24 protein-coding genes, 1 tRNA gene and 1 pseudogene are annotated in these 26,386 nt (G+C 67.9%); 10 read left to right on the forward strand and 16 right to left on the reverse strand.

The features are described from left to right. The gene (locus V6K52_RS11080; protein WP_353950174.1) at positions 1–1,290 is read right to left on the reverse strand and encodes an acetyl-CoA C-acetyltransferase; all 1,290 of its coding nucleotides are present in this window, start codon (positions 1,288–1,290) and stop codon (positions 1–3) included. Between the two features lie 111 nt (positions 1,291–1,401). Here V6K52_RS11080 and V6K52_RS11085 point away from each other — a divergent pair, with 111 nt between their 5' ends. From V6K52_RS11085 to V6K52_RS11095, 3 genes are read left to right on the forward strand one after another with little or no spacing between them, the layout of a single operon-like run. Then, the gene (locus V6K52_RS11085; RefSeq protein WP_353950175.1) at positions 1,402–2,205 is read left to right on the forward strand and encodes a TetR/AcrR family transcriptional regulator; all 804 of its coding nucleotides are present in this window, start codon (positions 1,402–1,404) and stop codon (positions 2,203–2,205) included. Positions 2,206–2,207: 2 nt separating this feature from the next. Beyond that, positions 2,208–4,148 carry an acyl-CoA dehydrogenase gene (locus tag V6K52_RS11090; protein ID WP_353950176.1) on the forward strand — a complete coding sequence of 647 codons (1,941 nt, stop codon included), beginning with the start codon at positions 2,208–2,210 and terminating at the stop codon, positions 4,146–4,148. Further along, positions 4,145–4,780, forward strand: a complete 636-nt coding sequence (locus tag V6K52_RS11095) for a class I SAM-dependent methyltransferase (protein WP_353950177.1) — start codon at positions 4,145–4,147, stop codon at positions 4,778–4,780. Before V6K52_RS11090 ends, V6K52_RS11095 begins: the two co-directional genes overlap by 4 nt. Before the next feature lie 13 nt (positions 4,781–4,793). On the opposite strand, the gene V6K52_RS11100 is transcribed toward V6K52_RS11095, so the two are convergent. The 14 genes from V6K52_RS11100 to kdpF all read right to left on the reverse strand — a co-directional run bounded on the left by V6K52_RS11100 (position 4,794) and on the right by kdpF (position 19,339). Next, on the reverse strand, positions 4,794–5,915 hold the full coding sequence (locus V6K52_RS11100; RefSeq protein WP_353950178.1) for an FAD-dependent oxidoreductase: 1,122 nt from the start codon (positions 5,913–5,915) through the stop codon (positions 4,794–4,796). Next, positions 5,912–7,195 carry a cyclopropane-fatty-acyl-phospholipid synthase family protein gene (locus V6K52_RS11105; RefSeq protein ID WP_353950179.1) on the reverse strand — a complete coding sequence of 428 codons (1,284 nt, stop codon included), beginning with the start codon at positions 7,193–7,195 and terminating at the stop codon, positions 5,912–5,914. The genes V6K52_RS11100 and V6K52_RS11105 overlap by 4 nt, the downstream gene beginning before the upstream one ends. Beyond that, the gene (locus V6K52_RS11110; RefSeq protein WP_353950180.1) at positions 7,192–8,583 is read right to left on the reverse strand and encodes an FAD-binding oxidoreductase; all 1,392 of its coding nucleotides are present in this window, start codon (positions 8,581–8,583) and stop codon (positions 7,192–7,194) included. The genes V6K52_RS11105 and V6K52_RS11110 overlap by 4 nt, the downstream gene beginning before the upstream one ends. A gap of 112 nt (positions 8,584–8,695) precedes the next feature. Continuing rightward, positions 8,696–9,133: a hypothetical protein gene (locus tag V6K52_RS11115; RefSeq protein WP_353950181.1), complete on the reverse strand. Its 438-nt coding sequence runs from the start codon at positions 9,131–9,133 to the stop codon at positions 8,696–8,698. 90 nt (positions 9,134–9,223) lie between these two features. Then, positions 9,224–9,297 (reverse strand) — tRNA-Val (locus V6K52_RS11120). 80 nt (positions 9,298–9,377) lie between these two features. Then, on the reverse strand, positions 9,378–9,842 hold the full coding sequence (locus tag V6K52_RS11125) for a TIGR02611 family protein (protein WP_353950182.1): 465 nt from the start codon (positions 9,840–9,842) through the stop codon (positions 9,378–9,380). Then, entirely contained in the window at positions 9,839–10,687 is an 849-nt protein-coding gene (locus tag V6K52_RS11130) for an aminotransferase class IV (protein WP_353950183.1), read from the reverse strand. The genes V6K52_RS11125 and V6K52_RS11130 overlap by 4 nt, the downstream gene beginning before the upstream one ends. Beyond that, on the reverse strand, positions 10,684–11,733 hold the full coding sequence (locus V6K52_RS11135) for a chorismate-binding protein (protein WP_353950184.1): 1,050 nt from the start codon (positions 11,731–11,733) through the stop codon (positions 10,684–10,686). Before V6K52_RS11135 ends, V6K52_RS11130 begins: the two co-directional genes overlap by 4 nt. A gap of 10 nt (positions 11,734–11,743) precedes the next feature. Beyond that, complete coding sequence (locus V6K52_RS11140; protein ID WP_353950185.1) at positions 11,744–12,460, reverse strand: response regulator transcription factor; 717 nt, start codon at positions 12,458–12,460, stop codon at positions 11,744–11,746. Next, positions 12,457–14,982, reverse strand: a complete 2,526-nt coding sequence (locus V6K52_RS11145) for a sensor histidine kinase KdpD (RefSeq protein ID WP_353950186.1) — start codon at positions 14,980–14,982, stop codon at positions 12,457–12,459. Before V6K52_RS11145 ends, V6K52_RS11140 begins: the two co-directional genes overlap by 4 nt. Positions 14,983–14,998: 16 nt before the next feature. Further along, positions 14,999–15,559, reverse strand: coding sequence for a K(+)-transporting ATPase subunit C (gene kdpC / locus V6K52_RS11150; protein WP_353950187.1), 561 nt, complete (start codon positions 15,557–15,559; stop codon positions 14,999–15,001). Between the two features lie 5 nt (positions 15,560–15,564). Then, on the reverse strand, positions 15,565–17,595 hold the full coding sequence (gene kdpB / locus V6K52_RS11155) for a potassium-transporting ATPase subunit KdpB (RefSeq protein ID WP_353950188.1): 2,031 nt from the start codon (positions 17,593–17,595) through the stop codon (positions 15,565–15,567). Continuing rightward, a complete protein-coding gene (gene kdpA / locus V6K52_RS11160; protein ID WP_353950189.1) occupies positions 17,592–19,241 on the reverse strand; it encodes a potassium-transporting ATPase subunit KdpA in 1,650 nt (549 codons plus the stop codon). Before kdpA ends, kdpB begins: the two co-directional genes overlap by 4 nt. Then, positions 19,241–19,339, reverse strand: a complete 99-nt coding sequence (gene kdpF / locus V6K52_RS11165) for a K(+)-transporting ATPase subunit F (RefSeq protein WP_353950190.1) — start codon at positions 19,337–19,339, stop codon at positions 19,241–19,243. The genes kdpA and kdpF overlap by 1 nt, the downstream gene beginning before the upstream one ends. A gap of 130 nt (positions 19,340–19,469) precedes the next feature. Here kdpF and V6K52_RS11170 point away from each other — a divergent pair, with 130 nt between their 5' ends. From V6K52_RS11170 to V6K52_RS11185, 4 genes and pseudogenes are all read left to right on the forward strand, one after another. Then, complete coding sequence (locus V6K52_RS11170) at positions 19,470–20,261, forward strand: DUF4118 domain-containing protein (RefSeq protein WP_353950191.1); 792 nt, start codon at positions 19,470–19,472, stop codon at positions 20,259–20,261. A gap of 12 nt (positions 20,262–20,273) precedes the next feature. Continuing rightward, positions 20,274–21,308 (forward strand): fatty acid--CoA ligase family protein, encoded by a 1,035-nt coding sequence (locus tag V6K52_RS11175; RefSeq protein WP_353950192.1) that lies wholly within the window; start codon positions 20,274–20,276, stop codon positions 21,306–21,308. After that, a complete protein-coding gene (locus tag V6K52_RS11180; RefSeq protein ID WP_353950193.1) occupies positions 21,305–22,444 on the forward strand; it encodes a thiolase family protein in 1,140 nt (379 codons plus the stop codon). Before V6K52_RS11175 ends, V6K52_RS11180 begins: the two co-directional genes overlap by 4 nt. A 63-nt stretch (positions 22,445–22,507) precedes the next feature. Next, positions 22,508–22,633 (forward strand): annotated as a pseudogene (locus V6K52_RS11185) (DUF6328 family protein); the annotation flags it as partial. Positions 22,634–22,781: 148 nt separating this feature from the next. Here V6K52_RS11185 and V6K52_RS11190 read toward each other — a convergent pair. Then, positions 22,782–23,435: a TetR/AcrR family transcriptional regulator C-terminal domain-containing protein gene (locus V6K52_RS11190; RefSeq protein ID WP_353950194.1), complete on the reverse strand. Its 654-nt coding sequence runs from the start codon at positions 23,433–23,435 to the stop codon at positions 22,782–22,784. 128 nt (positions 23,436–23,563) lie between these two features. On the opposite strand from V6K52_RS11190, the gene V6K52_RS11195 reads away from it, so the two are divergent. The 3 genes from V6K52_RS11195 to V6K52_RS11205 are packed head-to-tail and all read left to right on the forward strand — an operon-like array spanning position 23,564 to position 26,305. Next, positions 23,564–24,607 carry an NAD(P)-dependent alcohol dehydrogenase gene (locus tag V6K52_RS11195; RefSeq protein WP_353950195.1) on the forward strand — a complete coding sequence of 348 codons (1,044 nt, stop codon included), beginning with the start codon at positions 23,564–23,566 and terminating at the stop codon, positions 24,605–24,607. Positions 24,608–24,662: 55 nt separating this feature from the next. Then, positions 24,663–25,427 carry a DUF4386 domain-containing protein gene (locus V6K52_RS11200; RefSeq protein ID WP_353950196.1) on the forward strand — a complete coding sequence of 255 codons (765 nt, stop codon included), beginning with the start codon at positions 24,663–24,665 and terminating at the stop codon, positions 25,425–25,427. Next, positions 25,424–26,305, forward strand: coding sequence for an SDR family NAD(P)-dependent oxidoreductase (locus V6K52_RS11205; protein ID WP_353950197.1), 882 nt, complete (start codon positions 25,424–25,426; stop codon positions 26,303–26,305). The genes V6K52_RS11200 and V6K52_RS11205 overlap by 4 nt, the downstream gene beginning before the upstream one ends. The last annotated feature ends 81 nt before the right edge of the window (positions 26,306–26,386 follow it).

A 26,386-nucleotide genomic window follows, 5' to 3' on the forward strand; every position in this document is an offset into this window, starting at 1 on the left:
TCAGGCTCCTTCGAGGATGGCGACGACGCCCTGCCCACCGGCAGCGCAGATCGAGATGAGACCGCGGCTGCCCGGGCCCTTCTCGTGGAGCATCTTGGCGAGCGACGCGACGATGCGTCCGCCGGTAGCGGCGAAGGGGTGCCCCGCGGCGAGCGACGAACCGTTGACGTTGAGCTTGCTGCGATCGATCGAGCCGAGCGGCTTCTCGAGGCCGAGCTTGTCCTTGCAGAAGTCCTCGTCGTCCCAGGCCTTCAGGGTCGAGAGCACGGTCGACGCGAACGCCTCGTGGATCTCGTAGTAGTCGAAGTCCTGGAGCGTGAGTCCGTTGCGCGCGAGAAGGCGCGGCACGGCATACGCGGGAGCCATGAGCAGTCCCTCGTCGCCGTGGACGTAGTCCACTGCGGCCACCTCGCCGTCGACGAAATAGGCCTGGACGGGGAGGTTGTGCGCTGCGGCCCACTCCTCGCTGCCGAGGAGGACCGCTGACGCACCGTCGGTGAGCGGCGTGGAGTTGCCCGCAGTCATCGTCGCGCCCTCACCCTTGCCGAAGACCGGCTTGAGCTTGGCGAGCTTCTCGACGGTCGAGTCGGCGCGCAGGTTCTGGTCCTTGGCGAGGCCGAGATAGGACGTCATGAGGTCGTCGAAGAAACCGCGGTCGTATGCCGCGGCCAAGTTCTGGTGGCTCGCTGCGGCCAGCTCGTCCTGGGCTTCGCGGGTGATGCCCCACTTCTTGGCCGTGATGGCCATGTGGTCACCCATGGAGAGGCCGGTGCGGGGCTCGGTGTTGGCGGGGGTCTCGATGCCGATGTCGCCGGGGCGGATCGCGAGAGCACCCTTGGCCATGTCGAGCGTGGTCTTGCCGCGGTTGATCTTGAGCAGCTTGCGACGCAGCTTCTCGGTCACCATGATCGGCGCGTCCGACGCGGTGTCGACGCCGCCGGCAATGCCGGACTCGATCTGGCCGAGCTTGATCTTGTTGGAGACGAGGATCGCGTTCTCGAGGCCGGTGCCACAGGCCTGCTGCACGTCGTAGGCCGTGGTCTCGGGCGCGAGGCTCGAGCCGAGGACGGCCTCACGGGTGAGGTTGAAGTCGCGGGAGTGCTTGATGACCGCACCGCCGACCACCTCGCCGAGGCGCTCGCCGCCGAGGCCGTGGCGGGCAACGAGGCCCTCGAGGGCGGCCGTGAACATGTCCTGGTTCGACGCGTGCGCATAGGGCCCGAACTGACGGGCGAAGGGAATGCGGTTGCCGCCGAGGATGGCGGCGCGGCGGGGACTGGCTGATGTCACCGTGGGCTCCTGAGGTCTGTCGTGAGGGGGACGAAGTGGTCACGTGGGACGCGACACATATCCGGTACTGACGGTAGCAGGTACCTCCGTTCACCTGCTACGGTCCGATCTGTGACCAGCACCACGGGCCCTTCGAGCCACAAGAGCGACGCCACCGGCACGACGTCGGCCGACGACGCTGCCGACGACGCTGCTGGCGACATCGCTGGTGACGCTGCCGTGGACGGGCGCAACAGTCGCTGGGACCAGCACCGGGCCAAGCGGCGCACCGAGCTCGTCGAGGCCACCCTGAGGGCGATCCGCAGCCGTGGTGCCGGGGTGGGCATGGACGACATCGCTGCCGTCGCGGGGACGTCCAAGACGGTCTACTACCGACACTTCACCGACCGGGCGGGCCTCTATGGCGCGGTGGCCGAACGGGTGAACGCGCTCATCCTGCGCGACATCACTCGAGCCGTCGGTGATGTCACCGTCCTCACGGGGCAGCTCGTCGAACCCGCGACTCCCGCGTCCCCGCCCCGGGACCTGCTGGCCGCTGCGGTCGACGCCTACCTCGCTCTCGTCGAGCACGACCCGGAGGTCTATCGCTTCATCGTGGCTGCGCCCCTCGTCCCACCGTCAGAGCGCACCCAAACCATCGATCTCGCCTCGACCGTGAGCCAGGCCATGGCCCTGCAGATCGGCAACCTCATCGCGGCCACCCTCGCCACCGCGGGACGCAGCACCGAGCCGGCCGCGACCTGGGGTCACGCCGTGGTCGGCATGGTTCGTGCCGCCGGCGACGAATGGCTTCGCGCAGGAGCAGCCGCCTCGGGTACCTCCCGTGAGACGCTCAAGGAGCACCTCACCGAGCTCATCTGGGGCGGTCTGTCCTCGGCCTGGCCGACGGCCGACGCCACACCCGACAAGGAGTGATCGTGGACGACCTTGCCCCCACCCTGACCCAGATTCTCGACGGACGTTGGGGCGACGTGCGACAGCGGCTGCGCGCTCACGAGGACGTCGAGCGGTTCGCTCCGCCGACCCTGCCCCTGACGATGGAGGAGCACCGCGAATACACCAAGCGCCAGCTCCTGACCCTCGCCCGCGACAACTTCGCGCCCGACGGGCTGGCCAAGGGAATGGGCGGCACCGGCAACTTCGGCGCCTCCGTCACCGCCTTCGAGATGCTGGGGCACGGCGACCTGTCCCTGCTCGTCAAGGCCGGGGTCCAGTTCGGCCTCTTTGGTGGCGCAGTCGCCAACCTGGGGACGGCGCGGCACCACACGGCATACCTGCCGGGAATGCTGGACGGCACCCTCCTGGGCTGCTTCGCGATGACCGAGACCGGCCACGGCTCCAACGTGCAGCACATCGAGACCACCGCCACCCACGACCCCACCACCGACGAGATCGTCGTCCACTCCCCCACGCCCGGCGCGCAGAAGAACTACATCGGCAACGCCGCCCGTGACGGACGGATGGCGGCGGTGTTTGCGCAGCTCGTCACCGCCGACGGCGAGGGCCATGGCGTCCACTGCATCCTGGTGCCCATCCGCGACGAGAGCGGCAAGGCGTCACCCGGCGTGACGATCGGCGACTGCGGCGCCAAGGGCGGACTGCCCGGCGTCGACAACGGCACCCTTGAGTTCGACGGCGTGCGCGTGCCCCGATGGAACCTCCTCAACCGCTACGGGGACATCAGCGCAGACGGCGCCTACACCTCTCCCATCGACAACTCCTCACGCCGCTTCTTCACGATGCTGGGCACCTTGGTGCGTGGCCGGGTCTCCGTCGCTGGCGGTGCCGGGGCGGCGACGAGGTCAGCCCTCACGCTGGCGACCCGATATGCCCTCCACAGAAGGCAGTTCAGCGCTCCTGGTGGCGGCGAGGAGCTCACTCTCATGAGCTATCGCGCGCATCAACGCAAACTCCTGCCCGCGATCGCCAAGAGCTATGCGCTCATGCTCGCCCAGAACGACCTCGTGGCGATGTTGCACGACGTCGCCGGCCACGAGGGCGACGCACCGGAGGAGGGTCAGCGCGAGCTCGAGGCGCGAGCCGCCGGCATCAAGGCGATCACCACCCGGCACGCGACCGACGCCATCCAGATGTGCCGCGAAGCCTGCGGTGGCGCTGGCTACATGGCCGACAACCGACTCACCGCTCTCAAGGACGACACCGACGTCTTCACGACCTTCGAGGGTGACAACACCGTCCTTCTCCAGCTCGTGGCCAAGGGGCTGCTCACCGAATTCCAGGAGACGTTCGAGGACAACTCGCCGCTGGCGATGATTGCGTTCGCGTCGCGCTTCACCGCGTCCTCCATCCTCGAGAAGACCCCCGCTGCCGGTCTCATCTCGCGGCTCAAGTCGCGCGCCCCGAGTGACGACGATGACGAGGCCGAGTTCCATCGCGGCCGGCAGCTCTCGCTCTTCCTCGACCGTGAGAAGCACGTTCTCGAGGGCGTGGCGCTGCGTCTCGGGAAGGCCTCCAAGGCCGAGCCGGAGGCGGCGTTCCGGATCTTCAACAACGCGCAGGACCACCTCCTTGCGGCTGCAGAGGCGCACATTGACCGGGTCCTGCTCGAGGCCCTCTGCCAGGCGGTCGAGGCGTGCGAGGCAGGCCCGGCCAAGGAGCTCCTCGACAGCGTCACCGACCTGTTCGCGCTGTCGACCATCGAGCGTCACCGAGGGTGGTACCTCGAGCACGGACGGCTCACCCCCACCGGATCCAAGGCCGTGATTCGCAGCGTCGGCGTGCTCTGCAAGGACCTCGCGCCCCATGCCCGCACCCTCGTCGACGCCTTCGCCATCCCTGACGCCTGGCTGGGCGCACCCGGGCTCCTCGAGCCTCTGCCCGCGGCGTACGACGCGTGAACGAGACGCCCTTGAGCCGCTGGGCGCTGGCCGGCGAAGCCACCCACGGTTATGGACCTCGCTTCGCCGAGCTCATCGTTCAGGGCAAGGACGTGGACGGTGAGGCCCGGCTCGCCGATGCCCTCTCGCCCAGGCGGGCCCGCATCCTCGACGCCGGCGCTGGCATGGGCCGGGTCACCGCGGCGCTGCGGGCGCGAGGCCATGACGTCACCGGCATTGAGCCCGACCGCAGCCTCGTGGTCCAGGCCGAAGACGTCTACCCCGGAATAGGGCTGCTGGCGCTCGACATCCTTGAGGCGTCGCCAGCTGAGCTCGAAGCCCACGGGCGCCCCACGGCATACGACCTCGTTGTTGCCGTCGGCAACGTCTTCATCCTCCTGGCGCAGGACACCGAGCGTCAGGCGCTCACGAACCTGCGCGACCTGCTCGCTCCGGGTGGGCGGATCCTCATCGGCTTCCATCTCTCGGCAGGCCCGGCCGGCAGCCGCACCTATCTGCCCGAGGAGTTCGTGGCCGACGTCGAGGCCTCGGGGCTCAGGGTGGATCTGCGCGCGGGCAGCTATGAGCTCCACCCGGCGAGCGCGGAGTATGCCGTGTGGCTGCTCAGCGCGGTCTCGTCACCTTCGGGCTGACCATCGCTCGCGATCAGGCCTCCGGCGGCGCCTGGCCCACACTCGCCCTCGTCTCATCGCTCGCGTCCCAGTCGTTGGCCTGCATCGCGGCGACGACTGTGTCGCCGCGGATCCACCAGGCGCGGAACGGACCGGTGAAGTCACCGCGGGTCAGGACACGGTCGTAGCCGTCCGGGCCAACGCTCCCGAAGTACTCCATCCCGAGGTCGTACTGGTCAGTGAAGAAGTAGGGCAGCTTCGCGTAGGGCTCGGCCGAGCCGGTGATCGTGGCTGCGGCGGTCTTGCCCTGGCCGATCGCGTTGTCCCAGTGCTCGACTCGCACTCGGCGACCGAGCACCGGATGGTGTTGGTTCGCGATGTCTCCGATGGCGAGGACGTGGTCATCGGAGGTGCGCAGGAGTTCGTCCACGAGGACACCGTCATCGACCTCGAGTCCCGCTGCGGAGGCCAGGGCCGTCCGCGGAGCCGCACCGATACCCACGACGACGAAATCGGCATCGGACAGTGCGTCACCCGTGACCGGTGCGCCCAGCCGCAGATCGACACCATGGGCCCGGTGCAGGTCGGCGAAGTGCTGCGCGACCTCGGGGCCAAGCACGGCGAGCAGCGGGAGCTCCGCGCCCTCATGGACGGTCACGGCTGCACCGGCCCCACGTGCTGCCGCAGCCACCTCCAGCCCGATCCACCCACCACCGACAATGGCGATGCGCGCACCGTCGGCAAGCGCGTCCTTGAGGGCGAGCGAATCCTCCATCGTGCGCAAGTAGTGCACTGGCTTGCCACACTCGTCGGCCAGCCGAAGGTGTCGCGGCTCAGAGCCGGTCGCGAGCACCAGCCATTCGTAGGGATGTTCGCCGGCATTTGTCACGACCCGGCGGTCGGCCAGGTCGATCGACTGGACTTCTGTGCCGGTGCGCACATCGATGTCGTGCTCACGCCACCACGCCTCGTGGTGGACGAAGGCATCGTCTGTTGTTTTGTCACCGAGGAGCACGCCCTTGCTCAGAGGGGGACGCTCGTAGGGCAGGTGTTGCTCGGCGGCGAGGATGACGATGTCGTCCGTGAACCCGCGGCCTCGCAGCTCATCGGCCACCGTCGCACCGGCCAACCCACCTCCGACGATGACGACAGTCATGCCGACCACCACTGACGCAACGGAACTCGCGGCAAGCGGGACTCATCAAGCCTCGTGGCCAGGACCTGGTGGAGCTGGACGACGTTGCGCTCGAACCCACGGCGCGAGCCTGCGAGATAGAGGCCCCACACCTTGGCCGTCGCCTCGCCGACCTCCTCCACACACTCGTTCCAGTGCTCGACGAGGTTCTCGCACCAGCCGGTGAGCGTCAACGCATAGTGCTCACGCAGGTTCTCTTCGTGCAGCACCTCAAACCCGCTGTCCTGCATCGTCGAGATGATGCGGCCCGAGCCGGTGAGCTCGCCGTCGGGGAAGATGTAGCGGTCGATGAACGGCCCTACGCTCCTGGGCCGGTTGTCCGGCCGGGTGATGCAGTGGTTGAGGACCAACCCGCCCTCCTTGACATGGTCCAGCATCCACCGGAAGTAGGCCGGGTAATTGCGCACACCGATGTGCTCGGTGATGCCGATGGAGGAGATGGCGTCGAACCCGGTCTCGGTGACGTTGCGGTAGTCGTCGAACCGCACCGACGCGAGCTCCCCGAGGCCCTCACTCTCGATGGCCTCCTGCGCCCAGGTCGCCTGCTCGCGTGACAGCGTGACGCCGAGGGTCCGCACACCCTGGCGCGCGGCATACCGGACCATGCCTCCCCAACCGCAGCCGATGTCGAGAAGCCGGTCTCCAGGCTTGAGACCCAGCTTGTCGAAGACGAGGCGGTACTTGTTGACCTGGGCCGCATCGAGGTCGGCGTCGCGCTCGGGGAAGACGGCGCACGTGTAGGCCATCGACGGACCGAGAACGAGCTCGTAGAAGCGATTCGAGACGTCGTAGTGGTGGTGGATCGCCTTCTTGTCGCGGGTGAACGAGTGGCGCAGCCCTTCGGTGGCGCGACGCCAGCGCGGGAGCGCCTCCTGGGGTGGTGGCGGCGGCGGGGTGAGGCCGCGAGGCCCGAGGACCTTGGCGAGGTCGACCAAGAGCTGGCGGTCAGGGCGGTGGAAACGCAGCCGCTCGAGGTCGACCAGAGCGTCGTAGGGGTTGCCCGGGTGCACGCCCTCGATGAGGAGGTCGCCGGTCGTGTAGGCGCGGACCATCCCAAGGTCGCCCGGGGCCGTGGCGAGGTAGGACAGCGCACGATGGTTCGCGATGTGAAGCGCTCGCGGTGCGCTGTCCGGTCCGGTCTTCGAACCGTCGTATGCCGTGATGCGCAGTGGGAGAGGTGCCACCACTGCCGCGTCGACGAGATCGGCGATCGTCCGGGTCTCACGGGTCGTGCTGCTCATGCGTGTCGCACCGCCTTGTCATAGAGGTGAGGGAAGCGTCCGCGCGGGTCGTAGGAGTCCTTGAGCGCGGCATACCCATCGCCGCCGTAGAGCGCATCGAAGTCTTCGCGGGAGTAGTAGGAATCGGAGTAGAGCGACTTGTGCCCGTCGAGCTCGGCGACGCGACGCTCGATGGCTCGGTTGGTGGCTCCCGGCTGGCCACCGGGGACCGTGGACCAGAAGCCGACGTTGACATAGGTGTGGCGGGGACGGAGTGGATAGAGATCCCAGGTCGTGTCGCCGCGAAGGCGCAACGGGCACAGCCAGATCGGCTCGATCGGCACCTCATCGAGGAACCAGTCGAGGAACTCAGCCGTGTGCTCGAGTGGGAGCTCGACGTCCTGCACCACTCGCTCTCGAGGCGGGTTGCCCTTGCGTGCCTCGAGGCGATCCGAGATGCCTCGCCGCTGGTCGAGGGCGACGAGCTTCCAGTAGACACTCGACCGGCGCCAGCGACTCGGCCACAGCCGACGGATCCGCGGGTTCTGGGCACCGAACGCTCGCGAGCACCAGAACCAGTCGGTGTCCCAACGCCAGAGGTAGTCGTGGGTCGTGAGCAGGTCGCGTTTGGGCTTCGGGTCGTCGTGCTGGATTGAGCGATAGAAGATCTGCTGCCCGGTGTAGTCGCTCGGACGGCTCGGCCCTTCGACGGGAGGCTCGTCGACCTGTTGACCGAGGGTGAGGTAGGCCTCGTCGCGGGTGAAGACGACACCGTCGATGTAGTCGACCGGCTCAGCGTCGTGGGTGCCGGCAGCGACGATGGCGTCGATGGCCACGCACAGGCTCGCGAGGTCGTGGAAGCGGACGTGGCGCATGGCCACGAACTTCTTGACGAGTTCGAGCTCGATGCGCAGACGGGTGGCGTAGCCAAGGGATCCGTAGGAGTTCGGAAACCCGTGGAAGAGCCCGGCGTGCTCGTTGTCCGGGCGGGCGGTGACAATCTCTCCGGTGCCGGTGAGGATGTCCATCTCGACGACGGACTCGTGGGGCAGACCGCTGCGGAACGACGACGACTCGATGCCGAGACCGGTCACGGCGCCACCGAGGGTGATGGTGCGCAGTTGCGGGACGACGAGGGGTGTGAGCCCGTGCGGCAGCGTCGCAGCGACGAGGTCCTCGTAGGTGCACATGCCGTCGACGTCTGCCGTCTGCGCGGCGACATCGACGACACGAACTCCGGTGAGACCCGAGGTGTCGAGCCCCGGAGTCGTGGTCCGCGTGCGTTCTCGGAACAGGTTGGAGGTGCTTTTGGTCAAGCGGACGCGCTCGCTCGGCGGAATGGCGGCGAAGCTGTCGAGCAGCCGTCGCTCCCCGTCGGTACGTGTGGAAACCGGGAGGGTTCGCTCCATGTTGTGCACGCTACGCCTCAGCTATGACGTCCGTCGCCTACTTTCCCTCCGTTGAGCTGGACAGCTTGTCGGACAAACCCCTGACGTGCGCGTATGCCGCCCGGCTGGCTCTTCAGGTCGCGTTTCCTGCGAGTCGCCGGACTCCCGTCCTGCCTTGGCGCGCGAGCTCCTCGTCGATGGCTCGCCACGTCGCAGCGTCCGGAACGCTCACGCGGGTGATGACGTCCACTCCGGCGGGAGTGAAGAGCGTCTTGGCGAACTCGGTGACCGCCCACGAATTGTCGTCAGCGACGTGGGTGACCTGCCATTGACTCCTCAGGAGCTTGAGCAGACCGTTGCCGCGCCATTCGAACGACGTCGGCCCCGTGGGGGTGTCGGTGCCCCGGATGTGCTTGTTCTTCTCGTCCGACCGGAACGCCACGTCGTCCTCGAGCACGTCGCCACGACGGGTGTAGGTGAAGGTCGGACTGGTGCGCTTGCCGCTGAGCCACATCGGGAAAGTCGTGGCCACGATGTGCCACGTGCCCTCGAGCTCGTCCAGCAGGTTCATCGCCCGATCCTTGGTGTGGACGTGAAGGCGGGCCCCAACTCGGAGACAAGAAAGACCCGGCGGCGCGCCAGCGCCGCCGGGTCTTGATTGTGGACGTGAAGGGACTCGAACCCCTGACCCCTCGCGTGTGAGGCGAGTGCTCTAACCAGCTGAGCTACACGTCCGGGCCCACTGGTGAGCGGGCGGACCGAGAATACCCGGCCCCACTCCCCCGACGAAATCAGGGTCCCGCACCGACGATCGCTCAGATCCGGGCAGTGGTGCGCATCCAGTTCTCGAGGCCATCGGGGAAGAACCCGGGGATGCCGGAGAAGTGGAAGGTCAGCCACAGCAAAGTCGCGATGAACGCGATCCCGACGATGCCGACGATCCCCTTGACGAACAGGTTCTGGCGCTTGACCCACTCCTCCCAGATGCGGAGATACCTCTTCACGAAGTCGAGGATGCGTTGGGCCCTCTCGAATTCCGTCGCCCAGATCGCGAGACCAGCAATGACGATGAGCCAGCCCGGCCCCGGGAACGGGATGAGCAACAAACCCAGGACCACGATGGCGAGCCCAACGATGAACACGGCGACGCGATAGATCTTGGCCGTGGCTGGGTTGGCCCGCAGCCGACGTCGCCACTCCCAGTCGTCCTCGGCGGCGTCAACCCGGGGGTCGTCATCAAGGTTCTCGCGTGCCTCCCCGGGAGGCGGTGTCAGGGTCACGGGTCGATCCCCAGGTCTGCCTCGGCCGTGCGCCACACGTCGACCACCTGCGCGGTCACCGGTCCGGGTGCGACCAGGGAGCGGTCGTCGACCAGGTGAACACCCTGCACGTCACGCGAGGAGTTCGTGATGATGATCTCCTCGGCACGGGCCAGCACGTCGAACGGCAGCGTCTCCTCGACGACCTCGATCCCGGCCTTGCGGGACCATTCGATCGCCAGTTCGCGAGTGATGCCGGCGAGGCATCCGCTGTCAAGGGGCGGCGTCCGGAGCACCCCGTCGGTGACGACGAAGACGTTGGACGCGGTGCCCTCGCACAGTTCCCCGCGAGTGTTTGCGAGCAGTGCCTCCTCAGCGCCGAGGGACCGGGCATGGGTGACTGCGATGACGTTCTCGGCATACGACGTCGTCTTGAGACCCGCGGTCGCGGCACGTTCGTTGCGCACCCACGGAACGGTGACCACGGCCGCCGACGGTGCGTGCGGCGCTGACGGGGTCGTAGCGACGATGATCGTGGCCGGCGAGTCGTTGCGGTCCGAACTCAGTGGGCCGGCGCCACCGGTGACAGTGATCCGCACTCGCCCGAAGTCGATCGGGTCTCCAGCGGCGAGAACGGCGGCGACGCCGTCGCGCACGCGTCCTTCATCGACGGCGGGCAGACCGAGCCCGGCCAGGGTTCGTCCGAGCCGGGCCATGTGCCGTGTCAGCGCGAACGCCTCACCCCGCACGATCTTGCACGTCTCGAAGGCTCCGTCCCCGACGGTCACCCCATGGTCGAGTGCGCGCACCGACGGCGCATCAGCATCGACGATCTGACCATCCACCCACACCTGGATCGTGTTCATGGTCCAACCTTCCCAGATGCTCCCCGCGCGAGAGACACAAGGCGCGCGGCCTTGAGCTCTGTCTCGTGCAATTCGCCCTGTGGATTCGATCCCCACGTGATCCCGGCGCCGCTCCCGAAGCGCAGCATCCGGCGGCCCGACCCGTCATCGTCGACCCAAAACGTCCGGATCCCGACCGCCAGCAACGCCTCGTCACGATCGGCGTCGATCCACCCGATGGCTCCGCAATAGGGGCCACGAGGCATGGTCTCGAGATCGGTGATGGCCTGCAGGGCCGTGTGCTTCGGCGCCCCCGACACCGAGCCGGGCGGGAAGGACGCGTCCAGCACCTCACACCAACCGACACCATCGCGCAGCTCCCCCGTCACGTCGGACACGAGGTGGACGAGCCCCGGGTGCTGCTCCACACGGCACAGGTGGTCGACGCGAACGGTGCCCGGACGACATACGTGCTGGAGGTCGTTGCGGACGAGGTCCACGATCATGACGTTCTCCGCGTAGTCCTTGGGCAACATCTCATCGGCCGTCGCGGCCGTCCCCTTGATCGGACTCGACGTCACTGTGTTGCCGCGTCGCACGAGATAGGCCTCGGGCGACGCCGACGCGATCTCGAGCCCGGCCTCGGGGATGTCGATCGTCACTGCATATGGAGCCGGATTGCCCTGTGCGAGAACGTCGCCCAGACCTCGGACACTCCCGTCGCCGATTTCCGCGCTCAGGACGCGACAGAGGTTGACCTGATAGACCGTGCCGCGTGCGATCCGTTCGCGGATCTCTTCAACCCCGTCGACGTATGCCCTGTCGTCCAGGCTGCTGGTCCACACGCCTTCGACTCCCGGCCAGGTCGTGTCGGCCCGGACAGCGGTCGATGAACTGGCCGGCAAGCGCGAGACCTGGGACATGCGGACCGCGGTGAGGTCGCCCTCGAAGGTGACGACGACAGCCCAGAAGCCCGCGGTGAGGTCATCGATGTCGTGCGTGACGGTCTCGACGCCACTGCCCTCGATGACTCCCCCATCGAGGGAGCTGAACCTCGCCCATGCCACGGCGTCGATGCTAGGCGCCATCCACGCCATCTGCGGACCCGGACCGGTCGGCCATCAGTCGATAGCCCTGCCCCGGCTCGGTGACGAGGTAGCGCGGATCAGAGGGGTCCGGCTCGAGCTTGCGCCTCAGCTGGTTGGCATAGACGCGCAGGTAGTTCGACTCCCGCCCGTAGTGCGGTCCCCACACCTCTCGGAGCAGTTCACGCTGAGGAACCAGGTGGCCGGCGTGCCGAGCCAGGACCTCGAGCAGGCTCCACTCGGTGGGGGTGAGACGCACGGTCTCTCCCGCCACGACCGCCCGGCGCTCGCTGAAGTCCAGGACGAAGTGCTGCGTCACGAACGATTCCATCGCCGGAACCGACTCGTCCCGGGTGCGTCGAAGAGCCACCCTGATCCGGGCGAGCAACTCGTCGACGGCGAACGGCTTGGTCACGTAGTCGTCGGCCCCGACGTCCAGTGCCTCGACCTTGTCGATGGAGTCGGTGCGCGCGGACAGGACGATGACGGGTGTCTGGGACACCTCTCGGATCCGGCGCAGGACGTCGACGCCATCGATGTCAGGCAGGCCGAGGTCGAGGATGACGAGGTCAGGCATCTGGTCGTGCACCGCCTGCAGCGCCGAACGGCCGTCACCCGCCGTCTCGACCTCGTAGTCCCGGGCCCGCAGGTTGATCGCGAGCGTCCGGACGAGGTGTGGCTCGTCGTCGACGACGAGGATCCGGCTCATGACCACGACTTCCTTGCGGCGACGTTGCGCACCGGTTCGGTCCGTGGCAGCTCCAGGACGATGGTGAGACCGCCGCCCGGAGTGTCCTCGGCCGTGATCGTCCCGTTCATGGCCTCCATGAGACCACGCGCGACGGCCAGTCCCAGGCCCACCCCGTTGCCCTGCGGAGTGTCGCCGAAGCGCTGGAACGGCGCGAAGATCGTCTCCTTGCCATCGCGTGGCACCCCCGGCCCCCGATCAACGACGCGAAACTGCACCCGGTCCGACATCGGCGACGCGGTCACGACCACTTCACCCGACGAATGACGCTGCGCGTTCTCGAGAACGTTGGCGAGAACGCGTTCAAGAAGTCCGCGGTCGGCATCGACGAGGGGCAGGTCGGCGCTCAGGGTCGAGCGCACGGGTCCATTGGTCTCGAGCAGTTCCGTCATGTCGTCGATCGCCTCATGGGGGGCGACGGCCTCGAGCCGAGGAGTGACCGCCCCGCTCTGCAACCGCGACATGTCGAGCAGGTTGGCCACGAGGCCGGTGAGCTTGTCCGCCGACTCCTCGATGCTCTCGAGCAGGTCGGCACGATCGGCCTCACTGAAGGAGACGTCCTTCGCTCGCAGGCTCGACGCCCCGGCCTTGATGGACGCCAGCGGAGTGCGCAGGTCGTGCGACACCGCTGCGAGCAGGGCCGTGCGCGCCCGACTGTCCTTGGCGAGAGCCTTGGCACGGGCAGCTTCGCGCACGAGCTCGACCCGGCGCAGGATCGCGCCTGCCCGGGAGGTGAAAGCCGACACGAGGCGTCGATCGTCCCCGGTGAGAACACGTCCGAAGAGCACGAGGGTCCGCTCCTCATCCACGGTCGCCTGCACCGACGCGCGGCGGACCTGGCTCACATCGAAGCCCTCGGTCGCAGCGACCACCGCCCACTCGTCGCGCACACCCGCTCGAGAAAGCACGGCAGCGGAGTCGAGCGAGAAGAAGTCGACGGCCTGCAGCAGGAGTGCCTGGAGCTGATCCTCCTCACCGAGCAGCGACTCCGCCGACGACGCAAGGGCAGCGGTCTCCCGACTCGCCGCCCGCGCTGTGGCCGCCCGCCGCTCACTGACGTGGACCACCGACGAGACGGCGAGGGCGACACCAAGGAACACGAGCAACGCCACGAGGTTCTGCGGATCGGAGATCGTCAAGGTGTAGAGCGGGTCGGTGAAGAACCAGTTGATCAGTCCGCTCGAGAGGACGGCTGCGGCCAGAGCGGGCCACAGACCACCGACGAGGGCCGTGCAGACCGTCAGCAACAAGAAGAGCTGAACCTCGAGAGGCAGGTCGTGCCAACCATCGGTCACAAACAGCAGCCCGGCCAGGATCGGGGTGCCCACTATCGCGAGCAGCCACCCGGCGATGCTGCGACCGCGACCCAGCTCAGGTCCGAACCGCAAGGGTGCTCGCACCGAGCGGGTCCAGTCGTGGCTGACAAGGTGGACGTCGATGTCTCCGGAGGCCTCGACCACCCGTTGCCCGACACCTGGGCTGAAGACCTCCTGCCAGCGTTTCCGGCGTGAGGCACCGATGACGATCTGGCGGGCATTGACGCCCCGCGCGAGGGCCAGGATCGCCTGCGCCGTGTCATCGCCCTTGACGGTCTGGAACGTCCCACCTAGTTCCCCGGTCAAACGGCGCAGTGACTCCATCTCGTCGATCTCGGCGGCCACGAGGCCGTCGGCGCGAGTGACGTGCACCGCGATGAGCTCTCCTCCGGAACCGCGAGAGGCGATCTGGGCGCCCCGTCGCAACAGGGCCTTGCCCTCCGGCCCACCGGTCAGTGCCACGACCACCCGCTCGCGAGTGGGCCACGAGTCGGTGATGCCCTGGTCCGCGCGATAGCGCGTGAGGCCCTCCTCCACCCGGTCCGCGACCCAGAGCAGCGAGAGCTCACGCAGAGCCGACAGGTTGCCCACGCGGAAGTAGTTGGCCAGAGCCGCGTCCACTTTTTCCGCGGCGTACACGTTGCCGTGAGCGAGGCGTCGACGCAGCGCCTCGGGGGACATGTCGACCAGCTCGACCTGGTCAGCGGCCCGGACGAACTCATCCGGCACGGTCTCGAGCTGACGCACCCCGGTGATGGACTCGACGACGTCGTTGAGGGATTCGAGGTGTTGGATGTTGACCGTCGAGATGACATCGATCCCCGCGTCGAGCAGGTCATCGACGTCCTGCCACCGCTTCTCGTGCGGCGACCCGGGCGCGTTGGTGTGAGCCAACTCGTCGACCAGGACGACGTCCGGCCGCCGACGGATGGCGGCCGGGACGTCGAGCTCGGACAGCGCCGACCCCCGATGGGTCACGGGTCGCAGTGGAAGGGACTCGATGCCGGCCATCATCGATGCGGTGAACGCGCGACCATGGCTCTCGCACACCCCGATGACGACGTCGGTGCCTCGCTCACTGCGTCGTTGGGCCTCGGAGAGCATCGCGACGGTCTTGCCCACACCCGGCGCGCTCCCGAGGTAGACGCGCAGCACTCCTCTGCTCATGGGTTGATTGTGCCCGTCAGCGCAAGTCGTCGAGCGCGAGGTTGAGTTCGAGGACGTTGACCCGCGGTTCGCCGAGGAAACCCAGCTGTCGTCCGGCGGTGTTCTCCTCCACGAGCTGCGACACCCGCGCCGGGTCGATGCCCGTCGCCGATGCAACCCGCTTCACCTGTGCCTGGGCGAACTCCGGACTGATGTCGGGGTCGAGCCCACTGGCTGAGGCGGTCAACGCATCAGCCGTGGGCTCGCCTTCGGCGATGTCTGCGTAAGCCGTGCGTCGCTCGGCGATCGCGGTCGCCTGGTCCTGCGAAGATTCGGCGAGGTTCGAGCCACCACTGGTGCCACCGGCATACTCACTCGTCGACGGCCGGGGGTGGAACAGGGTCGGATCCGTGATGGCCTGCCCGATCAGGCTCGAGCCGATCACCTCACCGTCTCGGCTGATGAGCGAGCCGTCGGCCCGGTCGCTGGCCACGCCCTGGCCCAACCCCCAGACGAGTGCGGGATAGAGCACGCCAAGGATGAGGGTGAGGACGAGCATCATGCGCAGGGCGGCAAGGAGTTGACGGACAAGGGACATGGCGATCACTTCATTCCGGGAAGCAGGGAGACGACGAGGTCGATGAGCTTGATGCCGATGAACGGCACGATGACGCCACCAAGTCCGTAGACGAGCAGGTTGCGGCGCAGCAGCGCCGCGGCGCTTGAGGGGCGATAGCGAACACCCCTGAGTGCCAACGGAATCAGTGCAAGGATGATGAGGGCGTTGAAGATCACCGCCGAGAGCATGGCGCTCTTGGGGGACCCCAGATCCATGATGTTCAGGGCGTCGAGCCCGGGGAACAGGACGACGAACATCGCGGGAATGATCGCGAAGTACTTCGCGATGTCGTTCGCGATCGAGAAGGTTGTGAGGGCACCTCGGGTGATCAGCAACTGCTTGCCGATCTCGACGATCTCGATGAGCTTGGTCGGGTCAGAGTCGAGGTCGACCATGTTGCCGGCCTCCTTCGCCGCGGACGTCCCCGTGTTCATCGCGACCCCCACGTCGGCCTGAGCCAGGGCCGGTGCGTCGTTGGTGCCGTCGCCGGTCATGGCAACGAGACGGCCGCCCTCCTGCTCCTTGCGGATGAGAGCCATCTTGTCCTCCGGCGTGGCCTCGGCGAGGAAGTCGTCGACACCGGACTCACGAGCGATGACGGCAGCCGTGCGGGGGTTGTCGCCGGTGATCATGACAGTGCGGATCCCCATCGCCCGAAGGGTGTCGAAGCGCTCTGCCATCCCGGGCTTGACGACGTCCTTGAGGTGGATGACACCGATGGCCCCTGCGCGCAGACCTGGACGTGCAAGGGCGACGACCAGTGGGGTGCCCCCCTGTTCGGAGATGCCGTCGACCACCTCGCCGACATCCTGCGGCACCGTGCCGCCCTGGTCGGTGACCCAGAGGGCGACCGCTGAGGAGGCGCCCTTGCGGATCCGGGTGCCGTCGGGCAGGTCGACGCCGCTCATGCGGGTCGTCGCCGTGAACTCGTGGAACAGGGCACCCTCGCGGGTGAGCGACTCGGCCGTGCGTTCGTCGTCGACCTGTCCGTCGATGCGGCAGAGGTCGACGATGGATCGGCCCTCCGGAGTCTGGTCCGCCAGCGAGGAGAGGAGCGTGGCCTCCGTGAGTGACATTCCGGCTTCGTGCGATCCGGTGACCGCAACGATGTCGCGGGCCTGTCGGTTGCCAAAGGTGATCGTTCCTGTCTTGTCGAGCAGGAGGGTTGACACGTCACCGGCGGCCTCCACGGCGCGGCCGGACATGGCGAGCACGTTGCGCTGCACGAGGCGATCCATGCCGGCGATGCCGATGGCCGAGAGCAACGCGCCGATCGTCGTCGGGATGAGGCAGACGAGCAGGGCGACGAGCACGATGACCGGCTGGAGCTCACCGGAGTACGCCGCGAAGGGCTGGATGGCCATGACGCTCGCGAGGAAGATGACCGTGAGGGTCGTGAGCAGGATGGTCAGCGCGACCTCGTTGGGCGTCTTCTTGCGTTCGGCGCCTTCGACGAGCGCGATCATCCGGTCGATGAAGCTCTCTCCCGGCTTGGTCGTGATCCGCACGACGATGCGGTCGGAGAGGACCGTCGTGCCGCCGGTGACAGCGCTGCGGTCGCCTCCGGACTCGCGGATGACGGGCGCGGACTCTCCCGTGATGGCCGACTCGTCGACGGTGGCCACGCCCTGGACGACGTCGCCGTCGCCGGGGATGACCTCGCCTGCCTCAACGACGACCTCGTCGCCGACGCGGAGTTCGCTGCCTGGCACGCTTTCCTCGCCGGAGGCGGTCAGGCGCCGTGCCACGGCGTCACGCTTCGACGCCCTCAGGCTGGCGGCCTGGGCCTTGCCCCGTCCTTCGGCGACAGCCTCGGCCGCGTTGGCGAAAAGGACCGTCGCCCAGAGCCACACGGCGATCGACCACGCAAAGATGCTCGGGTCGACAAGGGCCAGTGCTGTCGTGAGAACCGATCCGATCCACACGACGAAGATCACCGGGGAGCGCCAGACGTGGCGCGGGTCGAGTTTCAACAGGGCTTGTGGAGCGACAGTGGCGATGGTTGAGGTGTTCATGCGAGTGCCTCCGCGAGGGGACCGAGTGCGAGTGCCGGGAAGAACGTCAGCCCGGCGAGGATGAGGGCGATACCGATGAGCAGGCCGACGAAGAGAGGCGTGTGGGTGGGCATGGTGCCCGCCGTGTCGGGCCGCTTCTTCTGCTCGACGAGCAGGCCGGCGAGACGGAGCACGAGCAGCATCGGGAGGAAGCGGCCGAGAAGCATGCAGGTTGCGAGCGTGAGGTTGTACCAAGGGTTGTCGGCACCCAGCCCCGCGAAGGCGCTGCCGTTGTTGTTCGCGGCCGACGCGTAGGCGTAGAGCACTTCCGTCAGACCGTGTGGTCCGCTGGCGGTCATCGTCTCGCGCGGTCCGGCCATCGCCAACGAAGCACCGGTGAAGCCGAGGACGAGCACCGGCATGACGAGCGAGTACAGCGCGGCGCAGGTGATCTCGCGGCGGCCGATCGTCTTGCCGAGGTACTCGGGGGTGCGGCCCACCATGAGGCCCGCGACAAAGACGGACAGAATCGCGATGATGAGGATCCCGTAGAGGCCAGAGCCGACACCCCCTGGCGAGATCTCGCCCAGCAGCATGTTGCCGAGGACGACGCCTCCGCCCAGGGGGCTGTAGCTCTCGTGCAGGGAGTTGACCGCGCCCGTCGACGTGCCCGTCGTCGAGGCGGCAAAGATCGTCGAGCTCCACAGACCGAAGCGCACCTCCTTGCCCTCCATCGAGCCCGCGGGCCCGGATGCTGCGCCCAGCTCTGCCCACGTGGTGAGGGCGACGCTGCTGAGCCACAGGGTGCCGGCGAAGGCGGTGAGGGCCCACCCCTGGCGTCGATCTCCCACGACGATTCCGAAGGTGCGGGTCAATGCAAATGGGATGACCAGCATGAGGAAGATCTGGACGAGGTTCGTGAAGGCGGTGGGGTTCTCGAAGGGGTGCGCGGAGTTGGCGTTGAAGTAGCCACCGCCGTTGGTGCCGAACTGCTTGATGGCCTCCTGGGAAGCGACGAGCCCCCCACGGATCACCTGCTCGGCCCCATCCAGACTCGTCACCGTCAGCGGAGACCGCAGGTTCTGGATCACACCACCAACCATGAGGACCACGGCAGCGACGAACGCACCGGGCAGGAGCACGCGCACCACGACGCGGGTGATGTCGACCCAGAAGTTGCCGATCGTCTGCGCGCTGGAGCGGGCGATGGCTCGCATGAGCGCCCCCACCACGGCGATGCCGACGGCGGCCGAGACAAAGTTCTGGACGGTGAGGCCCACGGTCTGCGCGAGTGGCCCGACCCCGATCTCACCGGCATACGACTGCCAGTTCGTATTCGTCACGAACGAGACAGCGGTGTTGAGGGCCGTGTGCCAGAACATGCCGCCGGTGCCCTGGGACAGGGGCAGTCTGGCCTGGCTCAGGATGAGCGTGAAGAGGATCACGATTCCCGCTATGGAGAACGCGATGACGCTCACGGCATACGACTTCCAGCTCTGTTCCGTGGACGTGTCGACTCGCACGAGCCGATGCACCATCCGCTCGACCCGCCAGTGCGCAGTGTCCGTGAGCGTCTTCGCAAGCCACGCGCCGAGCGGGAGCCCCACGGCCACGAGTAGGGCGACGAGGACACCGAAGGTGAGCAGGCCGCTCAGGGTGTCACTCATCAGAACTTGTCCGGTCGGATGAGGGCGTAGACGAGGTAGGCCAGGACTGCGATGCCGGCGATTGCGCCGATGAGGTTTTCGATCACCTCCGCAGTCAACGACTCCGCAATGAGGGCAGGTTTGTCCTTGACGGCTCCCTGACAGGCGTTGACGACTTCTTGATGTGGCCGCGTACGGATTGCATCAACGCCCTTGACTGGCGGCAGTTCCGGGGCGCGTCATGGGCTCATGAGACTCATGCAAGCCCTGGAGTCACGCCCGTCGGCGATCGGTGCGTATGCCGTGTTCGCTCCGCTCGTCGTGGGTGGCACCTTCGCGATCTGGCGCGACAGCATCCCGCACGCCACGGTCGTCCTCTCGCTCGTCGTCGTCATCGTCGGCGCCGCCGCCACGGGGATCAGGTGGGCAGGGTGGGGCGCATCCGTGTCGAGCGCCCTCTGGTTCGACTGGTTCCACACGGCACCGAACGGGACGCTCGCCATCACGAACGCTGAGGACGTCCAGGTCGCAGCACTCCTGCTCGTCGTTGGCGTTGCCGTCACCGAACTCGCTCTCTGGGGGCAACGCTGGCAGGCCCACGCCGCCGAGAGCGCTGCCCGGCTCGAGGGGCTCGTGGCCACCGCGCGCGCCGTTGCTGACCACCGAGGACATGAGTTGATCGTGCGAGAAGTCGAGAAGCAGCTCACGGCCCTGCTCGACCTCGACCGGGCGACGTGGATCCCCAGCGCACCGGCTGCAGGTGCTGCCGTGCTGCGGCGCGACGGGCTCATCGTCCGGGCGGGCACCGCACGCGACGGAAGCCGCGAGGGGTTCCCCATCGATACGGCTGTCGCGCTTCCGGTCGACCTCAAGAGCCGGACGCTCGGCCGGGTCGACCTCGTGGCTTCGGCTCACGTCTCTCGCCCCACCGAGGCGTCCCTGCGGGTGGCCTTCCTCCTCGCCGACCAGCTCGCGGCCGCGTGGTCAAGGGATGACGGTCCGCGGAGCAGCGGGTCACCAACGCAGCCTGACCTCATGTGAGAGCGTGGCGCCGTGCACGACACTCCGGCCCGGGCAGCCCTGCGCGACATGGGCGTCCTCCGCGAGGTCGACGGAGGTTCCTGGTTGGAACTGCGCACCTCGGGGACGGCTGCGGCGCCCCGCACCGTCCGGCGCTCCCTCGCATCGTGGGAGGCGAGCTTTGACCACGTCAGCCGACTCACCGGCACGACCGAGCAGGACCGGGTGCTCGTGCCCGCGCCGCCGAGCGGTTCGATGTTCGCGTTTGCCCACGCGCACGCCGCCCATGTCGGGGCCGGCGTCGTGGCGCTTCCCCGCTGGAGCCTGCGTGACGCCGAGGCCGCCCTCGAGACGTGCACGCTCGCGCACCTCACGCCGGCCATGCTCGCCGGGCTGCTCGACCGTGACGTCGGGCGACTGCGCACCGTCGTCTGCGCGGGTGCTGCACTCCCCCAGGGTGTGCGTGCTCGGGCCCACGAGGCGGGTGTCGAGGTCGTGGACTACTACGGAGCGGCCGAGCTGAGCTTTGTGGCGATGCGGGTCGGCCCGCGACTGGAACCGTTCCCCGAGGTCGAGGTCGACCTGCGCGACGGCGTCATCTGGGCCCGCAGCCCGTGGCTCGCCGAGGGCTATGCGCCTGGAGAATCCGGACCCATGCTGCGTGATGCCCGTGGTTGGGCGACGGTGGGTGACTGTGGCCTCCTCGATCACGAGCTGGGACTCGTCGTCCTCGGCCGCGGCGACGACACCGTGACCACGGGCGGCGCAACGGTCCTCTGCGCGGATGTCGAGGCCGTCGTCCTCACCTTCCCGGCGGTGACGGCGGCGGTGGCCATCGGGATGCCCCACGCCGAGCTCGGCGAGCGACTCGAGATCGTCATCACTGCAGGGCCCACCCTCGACGTCGACGAGCTGCGTTCTCACACAGCAGAACTCGTGTCACGAACACACCTCCCTCGTCGCTGGCACGTCTGGTCCGACTTGCCCCTGACCCCTGCCGGCAAGGTCGATCGAGCCGAGGTGCGGCGTCGAATCGCTGCGGACCGAGACATCGAGGCGACGTCGTGATCGATGACCGGACACCCATCATCGTCGCGGCGCGACGCACTCCCATCGGGACGGCTGGGCTGGCCCTGCGCGAGGTCGATGTCGTCGAACTGGCCGCCCCGGCGCTCCGGGCGGCGGCGGACGACGCTGGCCTGCCGTCACCGTCGCAGGTCGTCCTCGGCAACTGCATGGGCCCGGGCGGCAACCTCGCCCGCGTCGCCACCCTGGCCGCCCGCTTTGACGTTGCGACACCGGCGATGACCGTCGACCTGCAGTGTGGCAGCGGCCTGGCCGCCATCACGACGGCGTGCGCGCTGGTTCGCTCGGGCTCTGTCGAGTCCGCACTTGCCGGAGGTGCAGAGAGCGCCAGCACGGCACCGTGGCGGATGTGGCCTCCCACCGATGGCGCTGGGCCGCAACGCTATTCGCGCGCTCCCTTCGCACCATCCCAGATCGGCGACCCAGAGATGGGAGCGGCCGCCGACGACGTCGCCCGGCGCTGGGGCATCACCAGAGATCGACAGGACGCGTATGCCGTCCGCTCCCACACCCGTGCGGCTGCGGCTCGCGCTGCCGGCCGCTTCGACCGCGAGCTCGTGCCACTCCCCCAGTTGTCGGCGGACCAGCGCGTCCGCGAGAACCTCCGCGCGGAGACGTTGGCCCGACTTCCCGCGGCCTTCTCCCCCGATGGCACTGTCACGGCAGGCAACGCCTGCGGGATCAACGACGGAGCGGCTGCCGTCGCGATGGTGACGGAGGCACGCAGGAGGGCGGACGGCATACCGGGTCTTGCCTGTCTGGACTGGGCGACGGTCGGTTCGGACCCCAACCTGCCCGGCATCGGCCCCGTGCCGGCAGTGCGGACCCTGTTGCACCGCAGCGGAATCACGCTCGATGACATTGGCGCCGTCGAGATCAACGAAGCCTTCGCCGCACAGGTGCTCGCCTGCTGTGACGAGCTCGGCCTCGACGAGCACCGCGTCTGCGTCGAGGGCGGCGCCCTTGCTCTCGGACACCCTTGGGGGGCGTCCGGTGCAGTGCTCGCGGTGCGGTTGTTCAGCCAGATGCTCCGCCATGACGGTCCTGAGCTGGGTCTCGCCACCATTGCCGTTGGTGGTGGGCAGGGTGTGGCGCTCCTGGTGCGGCGCGTGGGGTGACCCTGATGAGTACGGTCAGGGGATGGACTCCCGAAAAGCGGCAACGACCGTGGTGAGACGCCCATGGAGCGCCTCGACCGCAACTGGGACGAGCTGCTCCAGGAGCTGCGGGTCACCCAGACGGGCGTTCAACTCCTGGCCGGCTTCCTGCTGACCCTGCCGTTCCAGCAGAGGTTCGCGACGATCACCGACGCCCAACGCACCGCTCCCACTGGTCGTGCGCCGCCGGCTCACCGGGACCTCGTCGGTCGCCACCCACGAGGAGTGACTCCCCCAGCGGACCACCTCGTCGATCCACCCTCACGCCACGCGCCGATCGATGCCAGCGGGGCGGGCTTCAGCCGAGCGCCTTCAACACCAGCGACAGGCCATGGTCGAACTCGGCGCCGAAGGCGTATCCAGGTTTGAGGATGTGTTTGATCGAGAATTCGGTGAGGTAGGGGTACTCGGTGGTCGAGACCTGTTGCATCATCTGTTCGGCCACCTCGGCCACGGTTTCCGGTCCGTGGATCGGCAGGGCCGCCTCGGAGAGGGCAAACCCGAAAACGTAGCTGTCAATCAAGGCGAAGGCGTGTGCCGTCTTCCTCACTGAGAAGCCCGCTTCGCGCAGGGTGCCGATGACTGCGTTGTGGTGGCGCAGGGTTGCGGGACCAGGGCGCGTCCGCGACTGCAGGAGGTGGATGGCCCACGGATGACGTCCGAGCACCTCGCGGGCCGACACCGAGCGGCGCCGAATCTCCGCGCGCCACTCGCCACCCGGTGACGGAAGCACGATCTCGCTGAAGACCAGATCGACGATGCCGTCGAGGATCTCGCCCTTGTTGGCGACGTGGTGGTAGACCGACATCGGCTTGACACCAAGCTCCTTCGCGAGCGAGCGGATCGTCAGCGACTCGATGCCACCGGCGTCCGCGACCGCGATGGCGCCGAGCAGCACCCGTTCCCTGGTGAGCCGTTGGCGCGGCCGCTGCGTCTCGCTGACGGGTGCCATCTGTCTCCTCGGATTGGGTCATGTGGGGATTGATCACATCGAGCCATGGGCGAACCGTACTTTGTACGTTACCTTAACCGTACTAAGTGCGGTTGGCAATCCGGCCCGCCGTGTCGAAAGGCAGAGTCATGAGTTCTGAACAGCAGCTCGTCGCAGGAAACGCCCACACCCCCACCGGCCCGACGCCGGGGGACACACAGATGCAGGCCATCATCCAGAGCGGTTACGGCTCCCCGGAGGTCCTTCAGTTCGACCGAGTTGCCCGCCCCGAGATCGCCGACAACGAGGTGCTGATCCGTGTGCAGGCAGCAGGTCTCGACCGCGGCACCTGGCACATGATGGCCGGGCGCCCATACCTGTTGCGAGTCATGGGATTCGGCTTCTTCGGACCCAAGAACCCGGTGCCCGGCATCGACGTCGCCGGCACCGTTGTCGCGGTCGGCTCTGCAGTGACCAGGTTCGTGGCCGGCGACGAAGTCTTCGGTATCGCCAAGGGCTCGTTCGCCGAGTACACAGCGGCACTGCAGGACAAGCTGGCCCTCAAGCCGCCCAGCCTGACCTTCGAACAAGCCGCAGTTGTGCCGGTGTCCGCGATGACCGCCCTCCAGGGCCTGACCGACGTCGGCCGACTCGAGGCAGGGCAACACGTGCTGATCGTCGGTGCGTCCGGCGGGGTCGGCAGCTACGCAGTGCAGATCGCCAAGGCCCTTGGGGCCGAGGTCACCGGCGTCGCCAGCACCCCCAAGCTCGACCTCGTGCGGTCGCTGGGCGCCGACCACGTCATCGACTACACCTTTGAGGACTTCGCCGACGGCAGCCACCGCTACGACCTGGTCCTCGACATCGGCGGCAACCGGCCGCTCTCACGCCTTCGCCGTGCACTCACGCCCACCGGCACCGTCGTGATCGTCGGCGGCGAGGAGGGCGGCAAGGTCACGGGCGGCTTCGGTCGCAGTCTGCGGGCGCCGATCGTGTCGCTCTTCGTGAAACAGAGGTTGGCCATGCTCGCCAACAAGGAACGCGGCAGCGACCTCGAGCGCCTCACTCCCCTCATCCAGTCGGGCGCTGTCGTCCCGAGCATCGACCGGACCTTCTCATTGGCGCAGGTGCCCGACGCGATGCGCCACCTGATGAACGGCAACGCCCGCGGCAAGGTCGCCATCACCCTCTGACCGGACCACCCGGCATACCTCGAATTGCCTCTCCTCCCAACGAAAGTAGGACGTCATGAGCTCACAGACCTTGGCCGGTATGCCGGCTGCACACGCACGCGCTTCGACCGCCGCAGGTGCCGGTTCGCCTGCCGCAAGGGAACCGCGCAGCGGTTCCCGCATGCTCGTCTCCCGCCTCATCGGGGCGCTGTTCCTGCTGGGCTTCCTCTCCTACGGCACGGGCGCGCTGCTGGTGGCATCGGTGATCGGCGACGACGGATTCCTCGCGACGTTGCCCGCTCACCAGACCGCGTTGGTGCTCGGGGCCGTGCTGATGCTGGTGAACACGGCTGTGGACATCGGCAAGGCGGTGCTGATCTTCCCGGTGATCGACAGATGGGGCCGGCGGACCGCGCTGACCTATCTGGCAACGATGATCTTCGAGGTGGCCCTGATGGCGGTCGGTGCGTTGGCCCTGCTGATGCTCCTGCCGTTGGCCCGGCAGGCCGCATCCGGCCAGTTGGACACGGGCGTGGCCCAGTCACTCGGGTCCCTTGCGGTCGACGCAAACGAGTTGGCCTACCAGATCGGCCAGATGTCGCTCGGGTTCGGTGCCATGTTCCTGGCCTACCTGCTGGTGCGGTCCGGGCTGATCCCGCGGCCCCTCGCGATCCTGGGCCTGGTGGGCTACGCGACGCACATGCTGGGAGCCCTCCTCGAGCTCTTCGGGATCCACCTCAGCATGGTGCTCCTGATCCCCGGCGGGATCTTCGAGGTGTCCATCGCGGTGTGGTTGCTGGTCAAGGGTTTCAGGCCCGAGGCCTACAGCCGTCAGCCATGACCGTCCGACCGGGCCTGCCGATGAGCGGTCGCACCGTGGTGGTCACCGGCGCCACGGGCGGCATCGGCAAGGCGACCGCCCTCGGCCTGGCCCTCCTGGGTGCGAACCTCGCGATCACGGGCCGCGACATCGCGCGCACGGACGCCGCGGCCCGCGAGATACGCGAGGTCGGTGGCGGCCACGTGGACGCGTTCGTCGCTGACTTGTCCTCACAGTCGGAGGTGCGGGGCCTGGCCGGTGACCTGCTCCAACACCTCGACCGGATCGACGTCCTGGTCAACAATGTCGGCGGCTACTGGAACACGCGACACCTCACAGCCAATGGGCTCGAGCGCACCTTCGCGCTGAACCACCTCGCGCCGTTCCTGCTCACGGGCCTGCTGCTCGACCGACTGACCCAGAGTGGCTCCGCTCGCATCGTGACGGTCTCCTCCAACGCACACTCCACCGGGGTCATCGACTTCGACGACCTGCAAGGCGAGCACAACTACTCCGGCGCGAAGGCCTACAGCCAGTCCAAGCTCGCCAACCTCCTGTTCACCCACGAGCTGGCCCGAACGCTGTCAGGCACATCGGTCACCGCCAACGCGGTGCACCCGGGTCTGGTGCGCACGGGATTCGGATCAGCTGATCCCGGGAACGTGCAGCGGCTGCTCGTCCCCTTCCTGCGGCCGTTCATGATGACACCCGCTCAGGGCGCCGGCACCTCGATCCGGGTCGCCTCCGACCACACGCTCGAACAGGTCACGGGCGCCTACTTCGCGCGGAGCAAGCCCAAGCAGTCGTCGAAGGGCAGCTACGACCGAGGCGTTGCCTCACGCCTTTGGAGGGTGAGCGCCGAGCTGGTCTCGCAGACCGCGCCTCCCGTGAGGACGTGAGCACCCACGGCGCGAAGGGGCACGACCCCACATCGCGCCGACTCCGATCCCAGGGCATCCTGCGACTGGTCACGATGAGTG

The sequence above is a fragment of the Knoellia sp. S7-12 genome (genome assembly GCF_040518285.1).
Classification (GTDB): Bacteria; Actinomycetota; Actinomycetes; order Actinomycetales; family Dermatophilaceae; genus Knoellia.